This window comes from Methylobacterium sp. J-092 (assembly GCF_022829325.1).
In the GTDB taxonomy this organism is placed as follows: domain Bacteria; phylum Pseudomonadota; class Alphaproteobacteria; order Rhizobiales; family Beijerinckiaceae; genus Methylobacterium.
On sequence record NZ_JAKSXU010000024.1, the window covers coordinates 1 to 21,719 of the forward strand.

Genomic DNA, 21,719 nt, shown 5'->3' on the forward strand with positions numbered 1-21,719 from the left:
GCCTTCCGCATGCGAAACCGCGACCTCGTCTACGTCTCCAACGCCCCCTTCACCGAAGTCTCCAAGGTCGTCAGCGTCTTCTCCACCGTCGCAGGCCCCGTCGCATCCGCAGCCTCCGTCTACGCCTACTCACGGTAGGCGTTTTCCCCGCCCGACGCGGTGCCTCCGTCCGCGATGCGTCGCCGGCCGACTTGCCCGATCGCGGGTTTTCCCGGAAACAGGCGGCCGTCCGGGACGCGGCTCGGTGTTTGGTCCGCTGCCGTGCCGGAGGTGCGTCGATGCCGAGAAGGGGCCTGATGACGATCGGACGCGCTTCCCGGTTCGACCCGACCCTGGCCCAGTCCCGCATCCGCAGCCTCCGTGCCGGCCTCGCGCTGGCGGTGCTGAGCGTGTTTCCCGCCTGCGCTGACGTGGTGGTCGGCGTCGCGGTCCCGCGCTCGGGCGCCTACGTCTCGGTCGGCGAGCAGGTGCTGCGCGGCGTCGAGGCGGCGGCCCGTGACGCCAACGCGAAGGGCGGCCTCGACGGGCAGCCCATCCGCCTGGACGTGCAGGACGACGCCTGCGATTCCAACACCGCCACGGCGGTCGCCAACCACTTCGTGCGGTCCGACGTGGGCCTCGTCGTCGGGCACGTGTGCTCGAACGCGTCGCTTGCGGCCTCGGAAATCTACAGCCAGAACGGCGTCGCGATGATCACCGCAGCCTCGGTCTCGGCGAGGCTGACCGATCGCGGTCTGCCGACGATCTTCCGCGTCTGCGGCCGCGACGACGACCAGGCGCGCCTCTCGGCGATCGTGCTGGCCGAGCGCTTCCGCGACCGCAAGATCGCCTTGCTCCAGGACCTGACGCCGGCCGCGCGCGCGCTCGCCACGGCGACCAAGGACAACCTCAACCGCATCGGCATCAACGAGGCGCTACTCTCCGCCTTCTCGCCGAGCGATGCCGACGACGCGGCCTTGGCCGACCGGCTGAAGGCGGCCGGCATCGAGGTCGCCTATTACGGCGGCGACGCCGCCGAGATGGGCCGGCTCGTGCGGATCTCGGCCGAGCGCGGCTTCCGGCCGCAATGGTTCGGCACCTCGGCGATCGCGACGCCGGATTTCGCCAAGATCGCCGGCGGGGCGAGCAACGGCGTGCTGATGACCTTCTATCTCGACCCGAGCCGCCAGCCGGCGGCGGCCGAGGTGGTGAAGGCGTTCAAGGCCGAGGGCGGCGACCCGACGGGCTCGACGATCTACGGCTATGCCGCGCTGCAGGCGCTGGTCGCGGCGGCCAACTTCGCCCACACGCAGGACCCCAGGCGCATCGCCGCGACGCTGCACGCCGAGCGCTTCGACCTCGTGCTCGGGACCGTCGGCTTCGACGGAAAGGGCGACGTCACCGCCCAGGGCTACGTGCTCTACGTCTGGAAGGACGGCGTCTTCACCCCCGCGCCGAAGTAGCCCGTCCGCTCAGGCGGCCTCGGCGGCGTCGACCTCGGGCCCGCGGCCGAGGCCGCGCAGCAATTCGGCGAGGTGCGGGCGCACGCCGAGCTGAAGCTTGTGCAGGCGCCGCACCGCCGCGTCGAGCGTGCCCCGGCGGTCGAGCATCGCGTCCGCGAAGCCGATCATCCGCGCATTCGGCCAGGCCGGCTCGCGGATCGCGTGCAGGCGCCGGACCAGGACCTCGGCGTCGGTGTCCGGCTCGGCGTCGCTCATCAGGATCAGCAGCGCCGCGGTCGAGCGCGACAGGCCGTAATGGCAGTGGACGAGGAGATGCGCGGCAGGTCCCGCCTCGCGGTCGCGCCCGAAGGCCAGGATCGCGGCGACGTGCTCGGGCTCCGGCGGGACGAGCCCCTCGCCCGGTCCGAGGCAGTCGTGGAAGTGCAGCGTCGTGCGCCGATGGGAGCCGTAGGCGGCGAAGTCCGCCGGCTCCGGCGTGCCCGGATCCAGCAGCGACAGCACGCGGTCGACGCCGCGGTCGCCGTGGCGCGCGAGCTCTTCCAGTCCGCAGACGGTGTGGAGGGTGATGGAGGCGGGTGTCACGACGGCGGGGCCTAGCACGGCACGTCGACGGTTTCGAGACCCGCACCGGACGTGCTAGGGGCCGCGGGATCGCAGCCGATGCCGAGGGAGGTGCCATGACGACCGTGAAGCGACGTGCGCTCCTCACCGCTGGGCTCGGAGCCGCCCTCGCCTCCCCCGCTCTTGCTTCCCCAGCTCTTGCCGCCGCCCCGGCCCAGGGCGGTCCCGAGGTCCGTTGGCGGCTCGCCTCGGCCTTCCCGAAGAACCTCGACATCCTGTTCGGCGCGTCGGAGACGCTCGCCCGCATCGTCGGCGAGGCGACCGACGGCCGCTTCGCGATCCAGGTGACGGGTCCCGGCGAGCCGGTGCCGGCCGACGGGCTTCTCGATGCGGTCGCGGCCGGAACCGTCGAGATGGGTCACGGGCCGGCCACTGTCGCGGCCGGCAAGGATCCGACGCTTGCGCTCGCGACCGCGCTGCCCTTCGGCCTCAACGCCCGCGGCCAGAACGCGTGGTGGCTCGCCGGCGGCGCCAACGACCTGTTCGCCGACCTGCTCGCGAAGAACGGCCTGGCGAGCCTGCCGGGGGGCAACACCGGCGCCCAGATGGGCGGCTGGTTCCGGCGCGAGATCAAGACGGTCGCCGACATCCAGGGCCTGAAGATCCGCATCGGCGGCCTCGGGGCGCAGGTCCTGGCCAAGCTCGGTGCCGTGCCGCAGGCGGTCCCGGGGCCGGAGATCGCGGCCGCGCTCGAGGCCAAGCGCCTCGACGCCGCCGAGTGGATCGGCCCCTACGACGACGAGCGCCTCGGCCTGCAGAAGGCCGCGCCGATCTACCATTATCCCGGATTCTGGGAGGGCGGCGCCATGCTGCACTTCTGGCTCAATGCCGAGACGTGGAAGGCGCTGCCCAAGCCCTACCGGGCGATCCTCCAGGCGGCCTCGGCCGAGGTCGCCGCGGACGTCCAGGCCAAGTACGACGCCCGCAACCCGGGTGCGCTCCGCCGGCTGGTGGCGACCGGGGCGCAGCTCCGCCCGTTCCCGCAGGACGTGATGGAGGCGGCGCTGAAGGCCGCCAACGACGTCTACGCCGAGATCGCGGGCAAGAACCCGGACTTCCGCCGCATCTACGAAGCGATGAAGACCTTCCGCAACGAGGAATATCTCTGGTTTCAGGTGGCGGAGTATACCTACGACAATTTCATGATACGAGCGCGGGCGCGCGGATAAGCGCGGTGCCGCAGTTTCGGTTTTCGTGGCAAGATCGCGATCCTCGGAGGTTTGCCCGCGGCTGCAAGTCCCAAGCCGTCGCGGGATCGCGCCGAAACTGTCGCGGAACAGCGTTCGATGATGCCCGATGACGATCTCGTTCCCGAGACCTTCGACGACGTGCCGGAGCGCTCCGGGCGTTGCCTGATCGTCGGCGTCGGGGCCTCCGCCGGCGGGATCGAGGCGCTGGAGGGCTTCTTCCGCGGCATGCCGAGCCTGCCGGGGCTCGGGATCGTCATCGTGACGCATCTGAGCCCGTGGCGCGAGAGCGTCCTCCACGAGATCGTCTCGCGGTTCACGGACCTGCCGGTCGAGGTGGCCACCGACGGCCACGCGGTTGCGGAGAACCACGTCTACGTCCTGCCGGCCGATGCCGTCGTCGGCATCCGCAACGGGATCCTCGTCGTGCAGCGCCAGGGCGCCGACCAGCGCGAGCGGCACCCGGTCGACATCTTTCTCAGCGCCCTGGCGGCCGACCAGGGCGAGCATTCCGGCGGCGTCATCCTGTCGGGGGGCGATTCGGACGGGACGCTCGGCATCAAGGCGATCAAGGAGCATGGCGGCATCACGCTGGCCCAGGTCGCCAACGGCGACGGGCCGCAGCACCCGGAGATGCCCTCCAGCGCGATCGCGACCGGGTACGTCGATTTCGGCGTTCCCTCCCACGAGATGGGCGACAAGCTCGTCGCCTACCGCCGAAGCCTGTCGATGACCGATGCGATCCTGACCGGCGGCGGTCCCGACGAGGCCGGCCGGTCTCCCGACGAGCTGCGCGGCGAGATCTACGCGATCCTGCGCGCCCAGGTCGGGCACGAGTTCGGCGGCTACAAGACCAAGACCTTCCTGCGCCGGGTCCAGCGCCGGATGCAGATCCTCCAGGTCGAGGCCGTCGCCGCCTACGTCGAGCGGCTCCGCCGGGATCCGGCCGAGGTCTCGGCCCTGTTCCGCGACCTCCTGATCAACGTGACCACGTTCTTCCGCGACGCCGACGCCTTCGCCGTCCTGAGCGAGCGCGTCATCCCGAAGCTCTTCGAGGGCCGCGGCGCCGACCAGACCGTCCGGGTCTGGGTGCCGGGCTGCGCCACCGGCGAGGAGGTGTTCTCGCTCGCGATCCTGATGCTGGAGCACATGGAGACGCTGAGCGCGGTCTGCCGCGTGCAGATCTTCGCCACCGACATCGACGAGCACGCCCTCGGCGTCGCGCGGACCGGCCGCTATCCGGAGCAGCTGCTCGACGGCGTCTCGCCCGAGCGCCGCCGCCGCTTCTTCGTGCGGGACGGGGCGAGCTTCGTGCTGACCAAGCCGGTGCGCGACCTGTGCATCTTCTCGCCCCACAGCGTCATCCGCGACCCGCCGTTCTCGCGGCTCGACATGGTCTCGTGCCGGAACCTGCTGATCTATTTCGGGCTCAGCATCCAGAACCAGGTGCTGCCGACCTTCCACTACGCGCTGAAGCCCGGCGGCTTCCTCTTCCTCGGCATGTCGGAGAACCTGAGCCAGTTCGCCGACCTGTTCGCGCCGATCGACAAGAAGCACCGCATCTTCCGCAGCCGCGCCGACCACGCGACGGAGCCGCGCGTTCCGCTCGCCCTCAGCGGATTGCGCGCGATGTCCCAGATCGGAGATCTGCGGCCGCGTCAGTCGGGCAGCAGCAGCCTGGCGCTTCGCCATTCGGTCGAGGTGCAGGTTCTCGAGCGGTTCTCGCCGCCCCACGTCGCCGTCAACCGCCAGGGCGACGTGGTCTACTACTCGAACCGGACCGGCAAGTACCTCGAGGCGGCGCCGGGCCTTCCCACCCGCCAGCTCCTGACGATGGCGCGCAAGGGCCTCAGGCTCGAGCTCCGGGCGGCATTCCGCGAGGCGGTCGACACCAACGCCCAGGCGGTGCGCGGGGGGCTCGTCGTGGAGGGCGACGACGGCCGCGTGCAGATCGTCACCGTGACCATCGAGCCCCTTGTGGCGCAGCGCTCCGAGGAACCGCTGTTCCTGGTGCTGTTCAGCGACGAGGGGCCGTCGATCAGCCGCGAGGCGGCGCAGAAGCGCTCGGTCTCGGCCCAGGACGAGGTCGCGCTCCAGCTCGAGCGCGAGCTGCGCGAGACCCGCGAGCGCCTGCAATCGCTGATCGAGGAGTACGAGACCGCGCTGGAGGAGCTGAAATCCTCCAACGAGGAGCTGGTCTCGGTCAACGAGGAGCTGCAATCGACCAACGAGGAGCTGGAGGCCTCGAAGGAGGAGCTGCAATCGGTCAACGAGGAGCTCTACACGGTCAACGCCGAGCTGAACGGCAAGGTCGAGGCGCTGGACCGCGCCAACACCGACCTGCACAACCTCTTCGCCAGCACCGACATCGCGACAGTGTTCCTGGACGCGAAGCTGGTGATCCGCAGCTACACCCCGGCGGTGACGGAGATCTTCAACATCCTGCCGAGCGACCGCGGCCGCCCGATCACCGATTTCGCCGGCCGGCTGACGCTGCCGAACCTCGCCGCGGACGTCGCCGCGATCATGCGGGGTAGCGACACGATCGAGCGGCAGATCGACCGTGGCAAGGACGCCGCACGCTTCCTGGTGCGGCTCGCGCCCTACCGGAACGGCGAGAACCGGATCGAGGGCGTCGTCGTCAGCTTCATGGACGTCACCGTGCTCGCCCGCGCCGAGATGAGCCAGCGCGTCCTGGTCGCGGAGCTGCAGCACCGGACGCGCAACCTCCTGGCAGTGGTCCAGTCGATCGCCCGCCAGACCCTCGGGACCGGGCCGGCGGTCGAGGGCTATGCCGAGCGGCTGAAGGCGCTCGGCCGGGTGCAGGGCCTGTTCGGCCGCTCCGACAGCGGTGCGGTCGACCTAGCCGAGCTGGTGCGGCTCGAGCTGCGTGCGCATGGCGGCGAGGAGAACGACCGGATCACCGTCTCGGGGCCGGCCGTCGCCCTCGACTTCGAGCACGTCCAGACCTTCGCCCTCGCGCTGCATGAGCTGGCCACCAACGCGGTCAAGCACGGTGCCCTGGCGCAGGCAGAGGCGCGCCTGGCGATCGGATGGACCTTGGGCGCGAGTCCCGCCGGCGGGCGGCTGCTCGTCCTCGACTGGATCGAGAGCGGCGTCGTCATGCCGGCCGCGCCCGAGCGCCGCGGCTTCGGGCGCGACCTGATCGAGAAGGCCCTGAGCTACAGCCTTCGCGCCCAGGCCCGATTCGAGCTCGGGACGGACGGCGTCCGTTGCCGCATCGAGATGCCCCTATGAGTTGTAGCGTCAAGAGGTTACACCTGTATCCGTCAGGCGGCGTGACCGGCGCGGCCTGCGCGGCGGCCAGGTTCGAGACGGCATGAACAATCCCTTCATTCGGAAGCTGGAGAACTTCACCCGCTTCTCCCTGGCGGATCGGAAGGCGCTCTCCGACGCGACCGCCCAGAACCTCCGCCGGCTCGGCGCGCGCGAGGACATCATCAACGAGGGCGACGAGCCGCGGGCCGTCAACCTCGTCCTGGAAGGCTGGGCCTGCCGCTACAAGCAGCTGCAGGACGGGCGCCGGCAGATCATCGCGTTCTTCCTGCCGGGCGACCTCTGCGACCCGCACATCTTCACCCTGCGCCGCATGGATCACGCCGTCGCTTCCCTGACGCCGGCGACGCTGGCCCGGATCACGCAGGAGACCATCGAGGGCATAACGGCGGCCTCGCCCCGCATCGCCGAGACGCTGTGGTGGGAGATGCTGCACAACGCCGCCGTTCAAAGGGAATGGACCGTCAGCCTCGGGCAGCGCTCGGCCGTCGAGCGCCTTGCCCACCTGCTCTGCGAATTGTATCTGCGCCTGCGCGCGGTCGGCCTCACCGAGGGGACGGCCTACGACCTGCCGGTGACGCAGGCCGACCTTGCCGACACCCTCGGCCTGTCGAGCGTCCACGTGAACCGAACCCTCCAGGAGCTGCGCGGCGCGGGCCAGATCACCTGGAAGGGCCGACGCGTGACGATCCACGACCTGCCGGCGCTGATGGCGCTCGCCCTGTTCGACCCCGGATACCTCCACCTCGATCACGAGGGCGCGCATCTCGATGCGAACTGAGGTCGGCCTCGCACCGGACGCCGAGACCTGCCAAGCTGCCCCGGAACGAAGCGACCGCTTCGCAGGGACCGGGGCCCGATGACCATCGACGGTCGGATCGCCGCGCTCGAGGCCGAGAACGCAGCCCTGCGTCGGCACCTCGGCGCGGCCGGGCTCGACCTCGGGTCGCCGCCGGCGACCTCGACCGCACCGGCGATGGTCGCGGTCCTCCATCGGACCCGCAACACCCTGGCGATGATCCGCGCGATCATCCGGCGCTCGGCGGACACCGATCGCAGCGTCGAGGAGTGCCTGATGCGCCTCGACGGCCGCCTCGGGGCGATCGCCCGCGTGCAGAGCGCGGGGATCACCGCTGCGTCCTGCGGCATCGACCTGCACTCGATCCTCGCCGACGAGCTGCTGGCCCTCCTCGCCCGCGAGGGCGAGCAGGTCGAGATCGACGGGCCGAAGGTTCTGCTGGCGCCCCGCGCCGCCGAGGTGTTCGCGCTCGCCGCCCACGAGCTCGCCAACAACGCGATGGAATACGGGGCGCTGACGATCCCCGACGGCCTCATCGCCGTCGCCTGGCGCCTGGAGCCCGGCGCGGCGGCACCGATCCTGTCGCTCACCTGGACCGAGACCGGGCTGCACGACCTGCCGGCCGAGCCCGCGCGCTGCGGCTTCGGCACCGAGATGCTGGAGCACACGCTGCGCTACGAGTTCGGCGCGGAGACGACTCTGGCCTACCCTCCCGGCGGCCTGCGCTGCACGATCCGCTTCGCTCTGGTGCCGAGGATCGGCATCGTGCCCGACCCGTCGGCGGACGAGGACGGGCTCGACGCGTAGGTTGTTAGGATCGGACGGTCAGGCCCCGAACAGCGCGTGGGCGATCGCGCCCGGTTCCACCGGCTTCTCGCAATGGGCGACGTCGGCGTAGCGCGGCGGCACCATCTCCCGGTCGTAGCCGGTTGCGAAGACAAAGGGGATGCCGCGTGCCGCCAGCGCGTCGGCCAGCGGAAAGACTATCTCGCCCTGCAGGTTGATGTCGAGAACGGCGGCATCGAGGTGGCGCGTCTCGGCGAGCAGCGTCAGGCCGTCGGCGACGGTGGCGGCCGGCCCGACCACCTCGGCGCCCCCCGCCTCGAAGCTGCGCGCCAGGTCGGAGACGATGAAGTAGTCGTCCTCGACGAGCAGGACGCGGCGCTTGGCCAGCGGAGCCGGCACGGTTCGGTGGCCGAAGGGGTCCATCGTGCTTACGGTTCTTCCAGCCTCGTATCCGGCGACAGTATCGCACGGATCCGCGCGAGAAAGCGGCCGTGAACGCGCGGCGGGCGCGTCCGGCGGTCAGGGCGTGCGCTTGCGCAGCACGAAGGTGCCGGAGGCGAGGAATTTCTGCGCGCGCTTGCCGGTGTCGACCTCGGTCGTGAACACGTTCCCGCGCGAGTCGACGGCAAGGTTGTGGACCCAGTGGAATTGCCCGGCGCCGCGCCCGTTGCGGCCGAAGGCGCCGAGGGTCTTCCCGGTGGCGCGCGACAGGGTGCGGACCTCGTTGTTCGCCCCGTCGGCGTTGAGGAGGAAGCTCTCGTCGGCATCGGGCCATAGGGCGAGTTCCCAGACCGAGCCGTTGGCGCGGGTGTTGGTCTCGGCGAACATCTCCTTCACGAAGCTGCCGTCCTTCCTGAAGACCTGGATGCGGTCGTTGGTCCGGTCGCAGACGTAGACGAGCCCATCGCGTGCGATCTTCACGCAGTGGACCGGGTTGGCGAATTGCTGCGACGGGGCGGCGGCGGGATCGTAGGGCGGCAGCTTGTCGTCGGACGGCGGCCGGCCGTAGGCGCCCCACATGCGCTTAAACGCCCCGGTTTCGGAATCGAACACGATGATGCGGTGGTTGTAGTAGCCGTCGGCGACGTAGACCTCGTTGGCGGCCGCGTCGAAGTCGACGTTGGCGGGCTTGCCGAGCCGGCTGGTGTCGCGGCTGTCGGTCTGCGGCCCGGACTTGCCGATCTGCATCACGAACCGCCCGTCGGCGGTGAACTTGAGCAGCTGCCCGTCGTTCGCGCCGTTGCCGGCGATCCAGACGAAGCCCTTCGGATCGACCTGGATGCCGTGCTCGTTCTCGGGCCAGTCGTAGCCCTGCCCCGGCCCGCCCCAGGAGCGCAGCACCGTGCCGGCCTGGTCGAACTCGAGGACCGGGGGCGCCGGCTTGCAGCACTTGGTCCGCGGCGGATCGAGGCTCGCCGCCTTCTCGTCGTCGGTGAGCGCGCGCGGGCGCTGGACCACCCAGACATGGTCCTGGGCATCGACCGCGACGCCGGCCGCCTGCCCCATGATCCAGTCGTTCGGCAGCGGCTTCGGCCAGGCCGGGTCGACCTCGAAAGTCGGCACCTCGACGGCACCGCACGGACCGACCGCCGTCGCGGCCCAGAACAGCCCGACCGCCAGCGTCTCGCCGAGCTTGCGCATGTGGATCTCCTCCCGGCGGCGCACTTCCGGCGCCTGCGGGCGCAGTCTGCGGCGGGTCTCGGCGGGAGGCCAGGGGGCGGGGGTGTCGGCGCGGCGCGCAGAGTGACAGATCCACCACAACCGTCGGGCGCAGCGCCTCGCGACGATCGCGCCCGCGGGACGACCACGCCCAAGAAAAAAGGCCACTCCCGAAGGAGCGGCCCGAAGTCTAGGGAGGAAACGCCCAAGAAGGGCAACAGGACCGCGACGCCATCGCCGTCCCGCGCTGCACAATCTGATCCTCCCGATCGGAAATGCAAGGGGTTTCGGTCAGTGATCCTGTCGTTTCTCGCAGGCCGGCTCGGGTCGATCGCGGCATGTGTTGAAAATGTCGCAGGCGCGCGCACCCGTTTTTCGGCCTTCGATGGCCGGGCTGCCGCCGGTCGATAATCGGTAAGTCTATGACTAGGAACAGGTTTTTAGCACCCCCACCGGAGCGTCGAAGCGGGCGGGACCGCTTGCGATCGCGTCTCGCGTGCAGCGGGACGATCGCGCTCCACGCTCTAGCTGAGCCGACACGGTTCGGCGATGCGAGCCGGACGGGGACGACGCGACGACATGGCGATTCACGATAAGCGCTTCCGGGTCCTCAATGATGCCGCACCGCGGCAGGGCGGAACCTACGTGCTCTACCTGCTGCAGCAGGCGAACCGGGCGCATCACAATCCGGCGCTCGAATTCGCGATCGAGGAGGGCAACCGTCTCGGCCTGCCGGTGGTGGCCTGCTTCGGGCTCCTCGACGGCGCCAGCGGGTTCCCCGAGGCCAACGCCCGGCACTACGCCTTCCTGCTGCAGGGGCTCGCCGATGCGAAGTCTGGGCTCGAAAAGCGCGGCGTCGGCTTCGTGATGCGCAAGGCCTCGCCCGCCGAGATCGCCATCGACCTCGCCCGCGACGCGGCGCTCCTCGTGCTCGATCGCGGCTACCTCGCGATCCAGAAGCGCTGGTACGGCGAGATCGCGAAGGCGGTCGAGGCCCGCGTCGTCCAGGTCGAGGGCGACGTCGTGGTGCCGGTCGAGGTCGCCTCCTCCAAGCACGAGTTCGCCGCCCGCACGCTTCGGCCCAAGCTGCACAAGCTCTGGGACGACTTCCTGGAGCCGCTCTCGGCCCGCAAGGTCGCGCACGGGGCCGACGGCCTGAAGCTCGCGAGCGAGATCGACGTGTCCGACCCGATGAAGGTCCTGGCCGGCATGAGCCTCGACACCGAGATCGCACCGGTGAAGCGCTTCGTCGGCGGCGAGACCCAGGCCCGCAAGCGCCTGAAGGCGTTCCTGGCGGACGGGCTGTCCGGCTACGGCAACGGCCGCAACCGGCCCGAGGCGGCGGCCGCCTCGCACATGAGCCCCTACCTGCATTTCGGCCAGATCTCGCCGGTGGAGATCGCGCTCGCCGTGCGCGCGGCCAAGGACGGCGACGGCGACGACCGCGGGGCGTATCTCGAGGAGCTGATCGTCCGGCGCGAGCTCGCCTCCAACCACGTGTTCTACACCGACGGCTACGACGACTACGCCAAGGCGGTGCCGGACTGGGCGCAGAAGACGCTGGCCGAGCACGCGGACGATCCGCGGCCCTACCGCTACACCGAAGCGCAGCTCGCGGCCGGCGAGACCCACGACCGCTACTGGAACGCCGCTCAGGCCGAGATGCGCGAGACCGGCTACATGCACAACCAGCTGCGCATGTACTGGGGCAAGAAGATCCTCGAATGGTCGCCCTCGCCGAAGGTCGGATTCGAGCGGACGCTGCGGATCAACAACCGCTACTTCCTCGACGGGCGCGATGCGAACTCGTTCACCAACGTCGCCTGGGTCTACGGCCTGCACGACCGCCCGTGGGCGCGCCGCAAGGTGTTCGGCACCGTGCGCTATCAGAGCGAGAACTCGCTCAAGAAGTTCGACGCCAAGTCCTACGTGAAGACCGTCGAGACGCTCTGCGCGGCGGAGAAATAGCCGCCCTGCCCCTCGCGGCATGGCAAGCTCCTCGCGGGAGCATGTTCCAAGGTCACCGGATCGGGGAACATGCTCTGCCTTGTCGTGAAGTCGCATTATTCTCACGCGAGCCGTTATTCACCGCGTTCGAAAATGCTTTAAGCCACGGGGGCTGACGCAATCCGGCTCCGGTCGGCTTGCCGAGGCGAGCGTGCCCCGTCCGTGTCGAGTTCTCGCGCCATGCCGCCCCGTTTCCGCACCCGCGCGTCGATCGCGCGCCTGCGCAGCGCCTCGATCGGGGCCTATCCGCTCTGGCGCGGACGGCTGCTGTTCCTGGTCGGCGGCATCTGCGTCGGCCTCGCCGCCGTCCTGATGGCGCGATGCGCCGACGCGGCGCAGGTCGGCTTCAAGGCGCTCGTCGGCGTGTCGCCGCTGGCGGCGCTCGTCGTGACGCCCGCCGGCTTCGCGCTCGCCGCCCTGCTGGCGCGAACGGTGTTCCCGAACTCGCAGGGCTCCGGCATCCCGCAGGTGATCGCGGCGCGCCACACCCGCGATCCGGGCTTTCGCCACCGGCTGATCTCGCTCCGCGTCGCCTTCGGCAAGATCGTGGTGATGACGCTGGGGCTCGCCTGCGGCGCCTCCTCGGGCCGCGAGGGGCCGACGGTGCAGGTCGGCGCGGCGATCATGGCCGCGGTCGGGCGCCTGACGCCGGACCGGCTGCCCGGCCTGATCCTCGCCGGCGGTGCGGCCGGCGTCGCGGCCGCCTTCAACACGCCGCTGGCCGGCATCGTCTTCGGGATCGAGGAGCTCGGCCGCGCCTACGAGCCGCGCTCGTCCGGCCTGATCGTCGCCGGCATCGTCGCGGCCGGCCTCACCTCGCTCTGGCTCGTCGGCAACTACACCTATTTCGGGACCAGCGACGTGACGCTGCCGCTCGGCAAGGGCTGGCTCGTCGTCGTCGTCCTCGGAGCGGCGGGCGGCTTCGCCGGCGGCGTGTTCAGCCGCCTCGTCATCCTGTTCGCGCGCGGGCTACCGGGCCGCGCAGGCCGCTGGATCGCCCGGCATCCGATCGCCTTCGCGGGCCTCTGCGGCCTCGGCGTCGCGCTCGCCGGGCTCGCCTCGGGCGGGTCGGTCTACGGAACCGGCTACGAGGAGGCGAAGGCGCTGCTGCACGGCGATTCCGCGGCGCGGCTCGACTTCGCGCCGTTGAAGTTCTGCGCCACCGCCCTGTCGGCGATCAGCGGCATCCCCGGCGGCCTGTTCGCGCCCTCGCTCGCGGTCGGGGCCGGCCTCGGGGGCATGCTGCAGGACGTCTTCCCGAGCGTGCCGATCGGCGCGCTGGTGCTCACCGGCATGGTCGCCTACCTCGCCGGCGTGCTGCAGGCGCCGATCACCGCCTTCGTCATCGTCACCGAGATGACCCAGGACCACGCGATGATGATCCCGCTGATGATCGCGGCGGTGCTCGCCGACGCCGCCTCAAAGACGGTCTGCCGCACCGGGCTGTACCACACGCTCGCCGAGATCATGCTCGCGCGCGCCGAGCCGGCGAAGGACGAGACGCGAATCGAGGGCGAGAAATAACGGATCGAACGCGCGCGCGGGCGGGAACGGTTGAGCTTGGCCCGCATTGATCGGTCGCCTTCCCTGCCGGCCGTTCGCCGGTTCGTTCCGGAGTGTTCGGCATGACCCTTCTCAAATGGGCCCTCATCTGCTTCGTCGTCTCGGTGATCGCCGGCGGCCTCGGCTTCACCGGGATCGCCTCGGGCGCCGGATCGCTCGCCCGCATCCTGTTCGGCATCTTCCTGGTCATCGCCATCGTGATCGTGGTCATCGCCTTCGCCGTCGGGCAGGCGGTGTTCTGAGGCCCGGACGGTGGCCTCGGACCCGCGGCCGGGCGCCGTCCTGAACGGGCGCACCTGCCTCGTCACCGGCGCCACCTCCGGGATCGGCTACGAGACCGCCCTGGGGCTGGCGAAGGCCGGCGCCCGGGTCGGCATCGTCGGACGGGACGCGGGGAAGGTCTCCGCCTCGGCGCGCGCGATTTCTGCCGCGGTGCCCGGGGCGTCGGTCGACAACTTCGTCGTCGACCTCTCGTCGCAGGCCGAGATCCGGCGCCTGGCGGGCGAAGTCCGTGCCGCCTACCCGCGCCTCGACGTGCTGGTGAACAACGCCGGCGCGATCTTCGACCGTCGCCTCGTCACCGTCGACGGGTTGGAGCGCACCTGGGCCCTCGATCATCTCGGCTACGTGCTGCTCACCCTCGAGCTCCTCGACTTGCTGAAAGCTTCCGGCCGGCCGGGTGCCGCGTCGCGGATCGTCAACGTGGCCTCGGCCGCCCACACCCGCGGCCGCATCGCCTTCGACGATCTCCAGGCCGAACGTTCCTACGGCCCGATGCGGGCGTATGCGCAGGCCAAGCTCGGCAACGTGCTGTTCACCTACGCGCTGGCCCGCCGCCTCGCCGGCACGCCCGTCACGGTGAACGCCCTGCATCCGGGGGTGATCGATACCGGCTTCGCCAAGAAAACCGGCGGCGCGTTCGGCTTCGCCTGGAACCTGATCCGGCCGTTCCTCACCAAGCCCGCCGAGGGCGCGACGACGACGCTGCACGTGGCGACCGCGCCGGCGGTCGAGGGCGTGAGCGGCCGCTACTTCGCGCGCAGCCGCGAGACGCGGTCGTCGCGCGACAGTCGCGACGAGCGTGTGCAGGAGCGGACCTGGGCGCTGAGCCTGCAGCAGGTCGGGCACGCGCCCCGGTAGGGCGCACCCGACCTTTTCCCGGACCGTCAGCCGGCCGTCGCCTCAGCGGCGACCCTGCCCATCGCGGGTACGGATGCCGCGCGCGCCTGCGTCTCGATGAACACGCGGGTCACGTTCGGGACGCGGGCCTTCAGGTCGCGGTCGAGGCGCGCCGAGACCCGTTCGACCTCACCCGCGCTGAGGTCGTCGGCCATGTCGAGGCTGACGTTCACCAGGATGTCGGACGGGCCCATGTGCTGGGTCAGCACCTCGTTGACGGTGTTCACCCCCGCTTCCGCGCCGACCACCTCCTGGATCGCCGCGACGACCTCGGGGTCGGCGGCCTCGCCGATCAGCAGCCCGTGGGTCTCGATCATCAGGAAGATCGCCATCCCGACCAGCACGAGGCCGATGCCGACCGACGACCATCCGTCGAGGGCGGGCCTGTCGAGCACGTGCGCCAGCACCACGCCGGTCAACGCGATGACCAGGCCGATCAGGGCGGCGACGTCCTCGACCAGGATGGTGAACAGCGCTGGGTCCTTGCTGCGCCGGATCGCGCTGAGCGGCGAGCGGTCGCCCTTCTCGGCCCAGAACGCGCGCATCGCGACGAAGCAGGAATAGCCCTCCGCCGCGACCGAGAAGCCGAGGATGGCGACGTTCACCCAGAACCCCGGCAGCGGGTAGCCGAACAGGCTCGCGTCGGCCGCCGGCTCGGGGTGCCGGATCTTGTGGGCGCCCTCGTAGATCGCGAAGATGCCGCCGCCGAGAAAGATCAGCAGCGCGACGATGAAGGCGTAGAAGTACACCTCGCGGCCGTAGCCGAACGGGTGCTTGGCATCCGCCGGCTTCTTTGCGCGCTTCAGGCCGACGAGCAGCAGGATCTGGTTGGCGGTGTCCACCACCGAATGCGCGCCCTCGGCCAGCATGGCGGTCGAGCCGGTGAGGAAGGCGCCGACGAACTTCGCCACGGCGATGGCGAGGTTGGCGCCGGCGGCGGTGTAGATGGCGCCGGTGCTCTCATGTGCCATGCGTGTGGGGTCCTGTCCGATCGCCGGGTCGGATCGCAGCTGGGCCGCAGCGATCCGACCACAAGCGCATGGACCGCCGGGGAGTTCCGGCGGCGTGGACGCCGGAGGCGGGCCGGTGCATCCTGGATGCCGCAACCACGGGTGCCTGCATGCCGGATACGACCTACGACGCCGACAACATCTTCGCGAAGATCCTGCGCGGCGAGATTCCGGCGCACCGGGTCTACGAGGACGCCGACACGCTGGCCTTCATGGACGTGATGCCCCAGGGCCCCGGCCACACCCTGGTGATCCCGAAGGCGCCCGCGCGCGGGCTGCTCGACGCCGAGCCCGCTTCGCTCGCCGCGCTCGCCGCCAGCGTGCAGACGGTCGCACGGGCGGTGAAGGCGGCGTTCAAGGCGGACGGGCTGACGGTGTTCCAGTTCAACGAGGCGGCCGGGGGGCAGTCGGTGTTCCACCTCCACGTCCACGTCGTGCCCCGCTTCGAGGGCGTGCCGCTCCAGCGCCACGAGGGCGGGATGGCCGATCCGGCGGTGCTCGCGGACCACGCCGAGCGGATCCGCGACGCCCTGAAGGGCTGAGGCCTCAGGCGGCGGTCGCGGCACCGGTCGGCGCCACCCCGGTCAGGAGCCGGCGCAGGGCCGCATTCTCGGCCTCGAGTTCGCTCACGCGGCGGAGCAGGAAGGCGATGGAGGTCTCGTCCGCTGCAGGTTCGGCGGCGGGCACCGCCGGCGCGGCCTTGGGCGTCTCGACCGCGAAGGTGATCCCGACGCCGTCGGCGCGCCGCCAGCGCATCGCCGAGCGGTAGGTCCGCTCCTTCTGCGGGATGAAGAGGTCGAACATCTCCGGCAGCGTCGCGGTCTCGCTGAGCACGAGACGCGCGCCCGTCGAGGAGAAGTCCCGCACGAGGCAATCCATGCTCGAGGAGCCGTTGTTGAACAGGATGCGTCCCTTGAGGAACACCCTCTGCCGGACCTCGTTGCGATTCTCCGACGACATGAAACGAGCCTCAGGACCGAAAATTCAGGCTCGATCGTCCCACGGCGCCCCTTAAGGAATGCTCGCCGCGATCGCCGACTCCGCCCGGCTCACCTATAAAAAGCGCCGGTCTACGGTCTGGAACAGGTAGAAGCCGTTGAAGCGGACCCCGGTCTGCGCGGCGCGGCCGTCGAAATCGAGGGGGAGACCCGAGCTCTCGTCGAGCTTGCCCCCGAAGGTCCAGCGGCCGCCGCCGAGGAAGCTCGGGACGCGGCTGGACTCGGGAACGGCGCAGCACAGACCCTCGACGCTCTTCAGGCGGAACAGGTTGTAGCTCTGCATCGGAGAATCTCCGCTCAGCCGACCCCTCTGGCCGGATCCGTCTTACCCGACGATCCGGCTTGACCGTGTGGTTAATCACACACTCTGTCCGGTTTGTGTCGATCCGGTTTCGGGGACGTTGCGCTCCAGCTCGTCGAGCCAGATCCGGGCCGAGCCGTCGGACGGCGCGCGCCAGTCGCCGCGTGGGGAGAGGGCGCCCCCGGCGGAGACCTTCGGCCCGTTCGGCAAGGCCGAGCGCTTGAACTGGCTGAACCCGAAGAAGCGGGACAGGAACACCCCGAGCCAGCGCCGGATCTCGGGCAGGCCGTAGGCGACGCGCTTGTCGGCGGGAAAGTCCGGCGGCCAGGCGCCGGCCGCCGCATCGCCCCAGGCATGCAGGGCCAGGAACGCGATCTTCGAGGGCCGGAAGCCGTGGCGCAGCGTATAGAACAGCGTGAAGTCCTGCAGCGCGTAGGGGCCGATCGTGGCCTCGGTGCTCTGCGGCGCCGCGTCGGCCTCGGCGGGCACCAGCTCGGGCGAGATCTCGGTGTCGAGCACCGCGCTGAGCACGCGCCCCTCCTCCGTGCCGAACTGGCCCGAGGCGATCGTCCAGCGGATCAGGTGCTGGATCAGAGTCTTGGGCACCCCGGCGTTGACGGCGTAGTGGCTCATCTGGTCGCCGACGCCGTAGGTGCACCAGCCGAGCGCCAGCTCCGACAGGTCGCCGGTGCCGACGACGATCGCGCCGGCGTGGTTGGCCAGCCGAAACAGGTAGTCGGTGCGCAGGCCCGCCTGCACGTTCTCGAAGGTGACGTCGTAGACCGCCTCCCCCGCAGCGTAGGGGTGGCCCATGTCAGCGAGCATCTGGCGCGCGGCGGGTCGGATGTCGATCTCGGCCGCGGTGGTGCCGAGCGCCCGCATCAGCGCGTGCGCGTTCCCCTTCGTCGCCTCCGAGGTGGCGAAGCCCGGCAGGGTATAGGCCAGGATGTCCGAGCGCGGATACCCGAGCCGGTCGAACGCCTTGGCGATCACGATGAGGGCGTGGGTCGAATCGAGGCCGCCCGAGACGCCGATCACGGCCTTGCGGGTGCCGGTGGCCTCGAGGCGCTGGGCCAGCCCCGCGACCTGGATGTTGTAGGCCTCGTAGCAATCCTGCGCGAGGCGGGCCGGATCGGCCGGCACGAAGGGAAACCGCTCGATCCGCCGGATCAGCCCGAAGTCGCCGGTCGGCGGATCGAGGCGGAACGACGCCCGGCGGTAGGCCGGGCGGGAGCCCGGCCGCGCGTTGTCGTCGAAGCTGCCGGCCTGCAGGCGCTCCTGGGCCAGCAGGTCGAGGTCGATGTCGGCGAGCGTCGCCACCGGCCCGGCGGCGAAGCGCTGCCCTTCCGCCAGCCGCACGCCGTTCTCGTCGATGCTGGTCTGCCCGTCCCAGGACAGGTCGGTGGTGGATTCGCCGAGCCCCGCGGCGGCGTAGATGTAGGCGCACAGGCCCCGCATCGAGGCGGCGCGCGAGAGCAGGGCGCGCGACTCCGCGCGGCCGACGGTGATCGGGCTGCCCGAGAGGTTCGCCAGCACCGTGGCGCCGGCGAGCGCGGCGTGCATGCCCGGCGCGTCGGGCACCCACAGGTCCTCGCAGATCTCGACGCCGACGATCAGGCCCGGCGCGTCCTCGGCCGCGAACAGCTGGTCGGCGCCGAACGGGACGGCGTGCCCGGCGAAGCGCACCGTCTCGGCCGCGATGCCGGCGCCGGAGGCGAAGTGGCGCTTCTCGTAGAACTCCCGGTAGTTCGGCAGGTGGATCTTCGGGACGATGCCGAGGAGGCGGCCGCCCTGGATCGCCAGCGCCGCGTTGTAGACCCGGTTGCGCCAGCGCACGGGCGCACCGACGAGGAGGAGGGGGCGCAGGGCCGCCGAGGCGGCGATCAGCCGTTCCGCCGCCGCCTCGACCGCATCGAGCAGCGTCGCCTGCAGAAGCAGGTCCTCGATGGCGTAGGCCGAGAGGGCGAGTTCCGGGAACACGGCCACCGCGACGCCTTGCCGGTGACAGTCTTGCGCCAGCGCCAGGATCGCGTCGGCGTTGCGCTCGGGGTCCGCCGGATGGCTGCGCCCGGTGCAGGCGGCCACGCGGGCGAAGCCCTGGGCGTAGAGGGACCGGAAGTCCCGTGGGAGTTGGGTGGGTGCCAAGGGCGTCACGACCCGCGCGAGGGAGGAGTTCCGCGCCACCTTACCGCCTGGCGGCCCGCCCCTCCAGCGGCCCGCGCCGGACCGGTTTCAAGGCTCTGTTAACGACGTTCGGCCTAACTCGGATCGACCGTTCCGGGCGGGACGGCCTTCCGTGTTTCGAGTTTTTGAGAACCCATGCGCGCATCGGGACGGCCTCCCTATTCTCATCGCGACCCCTCTCGCCCCAGCCGCGGCGGCGACCGCCCGAGCCTCACGCTCGGCGCGCTGGCCCATCGGCTGATGTCGTTGCGGGCCAGCCTGACGCGGCGCCTCGTCGGCGGGCCGCAGCGCCCGAGCTACGCCATCGCCGGTACCCGGCCGGCGCCGAGCTGGCTCACGCCGCCGAACGCGATGCTGGGTCGCGGCGCCGAGCCGGATGCCGGCGGCTGGACCGATTCGCGGGCCGGCCAGGATGCCGTGTTCGCCCATGCCTGGCCCGCCGAGATCTTCGACGACCGGGCGACCCTCGACATGCTCGACGGCGCCCGGCCCGAGAGCCGGATCGACGCCTCCGCCTCCTCGCCGGGCGTGCTCGTGCGCTCGCCGCGCCGGCCCGCCGCGATCACGCCGGAGGACATCGACCGGCCGCGCGGCGTCGCCCGCTCGGTTCCGGGGCCCTCCGACCGCTCCGCGACGGCTTCAGCCGTCGCTTCGCCCGTCCCTTCGGCCGTGCGCTACACCCGCACCCCCGACACCATCCTGCAGGAGCGCCGCCAGCGCGCGCTGGAAGCCGAGCGCAACGCCCTCGACCTGGCGCGGGCCGAGGCCCAGGCCGCGATGCTGGCCGCGGCCGCCGAGCGCGACGCCGCCGAGCGCGCGGCGCAGGCGCAGGCGGATGCCGAGGCGGCCCGCGCCGCCGCCGAGGCCGAGCAGGCCGCGGCCGAAGCCAGCGCGATCCCGCCCGGGCCGCCGCTGCCGCTCTGGCGCCAGCCCTTCGTCCCGCCGCCCGGCGTCCGCTTCTTCCGCACGCCCGATCGCCGCCCGGCGCGTCCGGCGGTCGAGCTGTCGGCGGGCACCGCGCCCGCCCCGGTCGTGCCGGCGGAAGCCCGCGATCTGTCGGAGCTGCCCGACTGGTCCGACGTCCAGCCGTGGTTCGAGGCCGGCGACTGGTCCTCGGCCGAGGCCTGGGAGGCGATCCAGCCCGAGGCCGCCCAGGGTCGTGACCGCGATGCGATGCCGGAGACGGACCCGAGCGCCGAGGCAGCGCAGGCGGCTCCCGTCGCCGCGCCGGCCGGGTCCGTCCCGTCCGAGCGCTACGTCTCGGTGCCGGTCGACATCTCCCACCTGCGCTCGCTTCCGCCGGCTCCGGTCTACGTCCTCGACCGTCTCGTGCGCTTCGACCGCCCGCTGCATCCCGCGCACGGTCAGGACAACGCCAGCCAGGGCGGCATCGGCCGCTCGGACGACGCCGGTATGGATGGGGCCGAGCCGATTGTGCCCGCCCGCCCGGCCCTGTCGCTGGTGTTCGGACCCGGAACCCCCCTCCCCTCTCCGCCGCCTGCCGAGACCGTCGAGATCCGCCGTGCACCGGTCCTGTCGGCCATGGCCGCCCGCGCCGCGATCCGGCCCGCGCGCGCGATGGAGCCGGCGGTCGCCTCGCCGCGACCGTTCCTGCCCGAGGTCTCCCTGTCCGAGGTCTCCCTGCCCGAGGTCTCTCTGCCCGAGGTCCGCGAGCCGGAGATCGAGCTCGGCTTCGAGAACGCCGAGCCGGACTTTGCCGAGCCGGACTTTGCCGAGCCGGATTTCGCCGAGCCGGATTTCAGCGAGCATGCTTTCGCGGCGCACGCCTTCGAGCCGTCCTTCGCGATGCCGGCCGCCGCGCCGCCGGTGATCGTCCCGATCCCGCCGCGTCCCGTGCTGCTGCGCGGCAAGGCCGCCCCGGCACCGGAGCCGGTCGCGGTCGCGCCGGCCCCCGAGCCCGAGGAGGTCCCCGCCCCCGTGGAGGCCTACGCCGAACCGGTCGTCCAGGCGCCCGCGGTCCCCGCCCCGGCGATGCCGATCGTCGGCCGCCCGCACCTGATCGCCGCCGGCCGGCACCTCGCCATCGCCTCGGTCGAGAACGCCGACTACGAGCTTCCCGCCCTCGATCTCCTCGCCATGCCGGTGCCCGGCGAGAGCCCCGAGGTCGATGCCGACGTGCTGGAGCAGAACGCCCTCAACCTGCAGCAGACGGTCCAGGATTTCGGCGTGCGCGGCGACATCCTCGCGGTGCGCCCCGGCCCGGTCGTGACCCTCTACGAGCTCGAGCCGGCGCCCGGCACCAAGTCCTCCCGCGTCATCGGCCTGTCGGACGACATCGCCCGCTCGATGTCGGCGGTCTCGGCCCGCGTCGCCGTCGTGCCCGGCCGCAACGTCATCGGCATCGAGCTGCCGAACGAGATCCGCGAGACGGTCTTCCTGCGCGAGCTGCTCTCGGCGCCGGACTTCTTCGCCAGCAAGCACAAGCTCGCGCTGTGCTTGGGGAAAAACATCGGCGGCGAGCCGATCATCGCCGATCTCGCCCGCATGCCGCACCTGCTGGTGGCCGGCACCACCGGCTCGGGCAAGTCGGTGGCGATCAACACCATGATCCTCTCGCTCCTCTACCGGATGAAGCCGGAGGAGTGCCGCCTGATCATGGTCGACCCGAAGATGCTGGAGCTGTCGGTCTACGACGGCATCCCGCACCTGCTCTCCCCCGTCGTCA

Annotated in this window: 18 protein-coding genes and 1 pseudogene; 12 read left to right on the forward strand and 7 right to left on the reverse strand. The window is 71.2% G+C overall.

Annotation, left to right across the window (positions count from 1 at the left end; all coding sequences use genetic code 11):
- Together MKK60_RS00395 and MKK60_RS00400 are read left to right on the forward strand one after the other, a co-directional pair.
- Positions 1-138: pseudogene (locus MKK60_RS00395) on the forward strand (sugar transporter); the annotation flags it as partial.
- A 158-nt stretch (positions 139-296) separates the two neighbouring features.
- A complete protein-coding gene (locus MKK60_RS00400; RefSeq protein WP_243983447.1) occupies positions 297-1,442 on the forward strand; it encodes a branched-chain amino acid ABC transporter substrate-binding protein in 1,146 nt (381 codons plus the stop codon).
- Positions 1,443-1,451: 9 nt separating this feature from the next.
- On the opposite strand, the gene MKK60_RS00405 is transcribed toward MKK60_RS00400, so the two are convergent.
- The gene (locus MKK60_RS00405) at positions 1,452-2,024 is read right to left on the reverse strand and encodes a tyrosine phosphatase family protein (protein ID WP_243983448.1); all 573 of its coding nucleotides are present in this window, start codon (positions 2,022-2,024) and stop codon (positions 1,452-1,454) included.
- A gap of 95 nt (positions 2,025-2,119) precedes the next feature.
- On the opposite strand from MKK60_RS00405, the gene MKK60_RS00410 reads away from it, so the two are divergent.
- From MKK60_RS00410 to MKK60_RS00425, 4 genes are all read left to right on the forward strand, one after another.
- Positions 2,120-3,232, forward strand: coding sequence for a TRAP transporter substrate-binding protein (locus tag MKK60_RS00410; protein ID WP_243983449.1), 1,113 nt, complete (start codon positions 2,120-2,122; stop codon positions 3,230-3,232).
- Positions 3,233-3,349: 117 nt separating this feature from the next.
- A complete protein-coding gene (locus MKK60_RS00415) occupies positions 3,350-6,508 on the forward strand; it encodes a CheR family methyltransferase (protein ID WP_243983450.1) in 3,159 nt (1,052 codons plus the stop codon).
- A gap of 82 nt (positions 6,509-6,590) precedes the next feature.
- Positions 6,591-7,328, forward strand: coding sequence for a Crp/Fnr family transcriptional regulator (locus tag MKK60_RS00420; RefSeq protein WP_243983451.1), 738 nt, complete (start codon positions 6,591-6,593; stop codon positions 7,326-7,328).
- A 78-nt stretch (positions 7,329-7,406) separates the two neighbouring features.
- Positions 7,407-8,153, forward strand: coding sequence for a sensor histidine kinase (locus MKK60_RS00425; protein WP_243983452.1), 747 nt, complete (start codon positions 7,407-7,409; stop codon positions 8,151-8,153).
- An 18-nt stretch (positions 8,154-8,171) separates the two neighbouring features.
- Here the strand turns inward: MKK60_RS00425 and MKK60_RS00430 are convergent, their stop codons facing one another.
- The gene (locus tag MKK60_RS00430; RefSeq protein WP_243983453.1) at positions 8,172-8,555 is read right to left on the reverse strand and encodes a response regulator; all 384 of its coding nucleotides are present in this window, start codon (positions 8,553-8,555) and stop codon (positions 8,172-8,174) included.
- Positions 8,556-8,651: 96 nt separating this feature from the next.
- Positions 8,652-9,773 (reverse strand): hypothetical protein, encoded by a 1,122-nt coding sequence (locus MKK60_RS00435; protein WP_243983454.1) that lies wholly within the window; start codon positions 9,771-9,773, stop codon positions 8,652-8,654.
- A 597-nt stretch (positions 9,774-10,370) separates the two neighbouring features.
- Here MKK60_RS00435 and MKK60_RS00440 point away from each other — a divergent pair.
- From MKK60_RS00440 to MKK60_RS00455, 4 genes are all read left to right on the forward strand, one after another.
- Positions 10,371-11,759 (forward strand): deoxyribodipyrimidine photo-lyase, encoded by a 1,389-nt coding sequence (locus MKK60_RS00440; protein ID WP_243983455.1) that lies wholly within the window; start codon positions 10,371-10,373, stop codon positions 11,757-11,759.
- Between the two features lie 219 nt (positions 11,760-11,978).
- A complete protein-coding gene (locus MKK60_RS00445; RefSeq protein ID WP_243983456.1) occupies positions 11,979-13,322 on the forward strand; it encodes a chloride channel protein in 1,344 nt (447 codons plus the stop codon).
- A gap of 101 nt (positions 13,323-13,423) precedes the next feature.
- A complete protein-coding gene (locus tag MKK60_RS00450; protein WP_147752961.1) occupies positions 13,424-13,603 on the forward strand; it encodes a DUF1328 domain-containing protein in 180 nt (59 codons plus the stop codon).
- Positions 13,604-13,643: 40 nt separating this feature from the next.
- Positions 13,644-14,501, forward strand: coding sequence for an SDR family oxidoreductase (locus tag MKK60_RS00455; RefSeq protein ID WP_243983460.1), 858 nt, complete (start codon positions 13,644-13,646; stop codon positions 14,499-14,501).
- A 26-nt stretch (positions 14,502-14,527) separates the two neighbouring features.
- On the opposite strand, the gene MKK60_RS00460 is transcribed toward MKK60_RS00455, so the two are convergent.
- Positions 14,528-15,511, reverse strand: a complete 984-nt coding sequence (locus MKK60_RS00460) for a cation diffusion facilitator family transporter (protein WP_243983457.1) — start codon at positions 15,509-15,511, stop codon at positions 14,528-14,530.
- 149 nt (positions 15,512-15,660) lie between these two features.
- On the opposite strand from MKK60_RS00460, the gene MKK60_RS00465 reads away from it, so the two are divergent.
- Positions 15,661-16,092 (forward strand): HIT family protein, encoded by a 432-nt coding sequence (locus tag MKK60_RS00465; RefSeq protein ID WP_243983458.1) that lies wholly within the window; start codon positions 15,661-15,663, stop codon positions 16,090-16,092.
- Positions 16,093-16,096: 4 nt separating this feature from the next.
- On the opposite strand, the gene MKK60_RS00470 is transcribed toward MKK60_RS00465, so the two are convergent.
- The 3 genes from MKK60_RS00470 to MKK60_RS00480 all read right to left on the reverse strand — a co-directional run bounded on the left by MKK60_RS00470 (position 16,097) and on the right by MKK60_RS00480 (position 18,994).
- On the reverse strand, positions 16,097-16,510 hold the full coding sequence (locus MKK60_RS00470) for a PilZ domain-containing protein (RefSeq protein WP_147843922.1): 414 nt from the start codon (positions 16,508-16,510) through the stop codon (positions 16,097-16,099).
- A gap of 93 nt (positions 16,511-16,603) precedes the next feature.
- Entirely contained in the window at positions 16,604-16,831 is a 228-nt protein-coding gene (locus MKK60_RS00475) for a hypothetical protein (RefSeq protein ID WP_147725599.1), read from the reverse strand.
- A gap of 75 nt (positions 16,832-16,906) precedes the next feature.
- Positions 16,907-18,994, reverse strand: coding sequence for an NAD(+) synthase (locus MKK60_RS00480; RefSeq protein ID WP_279603915.1), 2,088 nt, complete (start codon positions 18,992-18,994; stop codon positions 16,907-16,909).
- Between the two features lie 279 nt (positions 18,995-19,273).
- On the opposite strand from MKK60_RS00480, the gene MKK60_RS00485 reads away from it, so the two are divergent.
- Positions 19,274-21,719: DNA translocase FtsK (locus MKK60_RS00485; protein WP_243983459.1), on the forward strand; the 2,446-nt coding region annotated here is incomplete at its 3' end.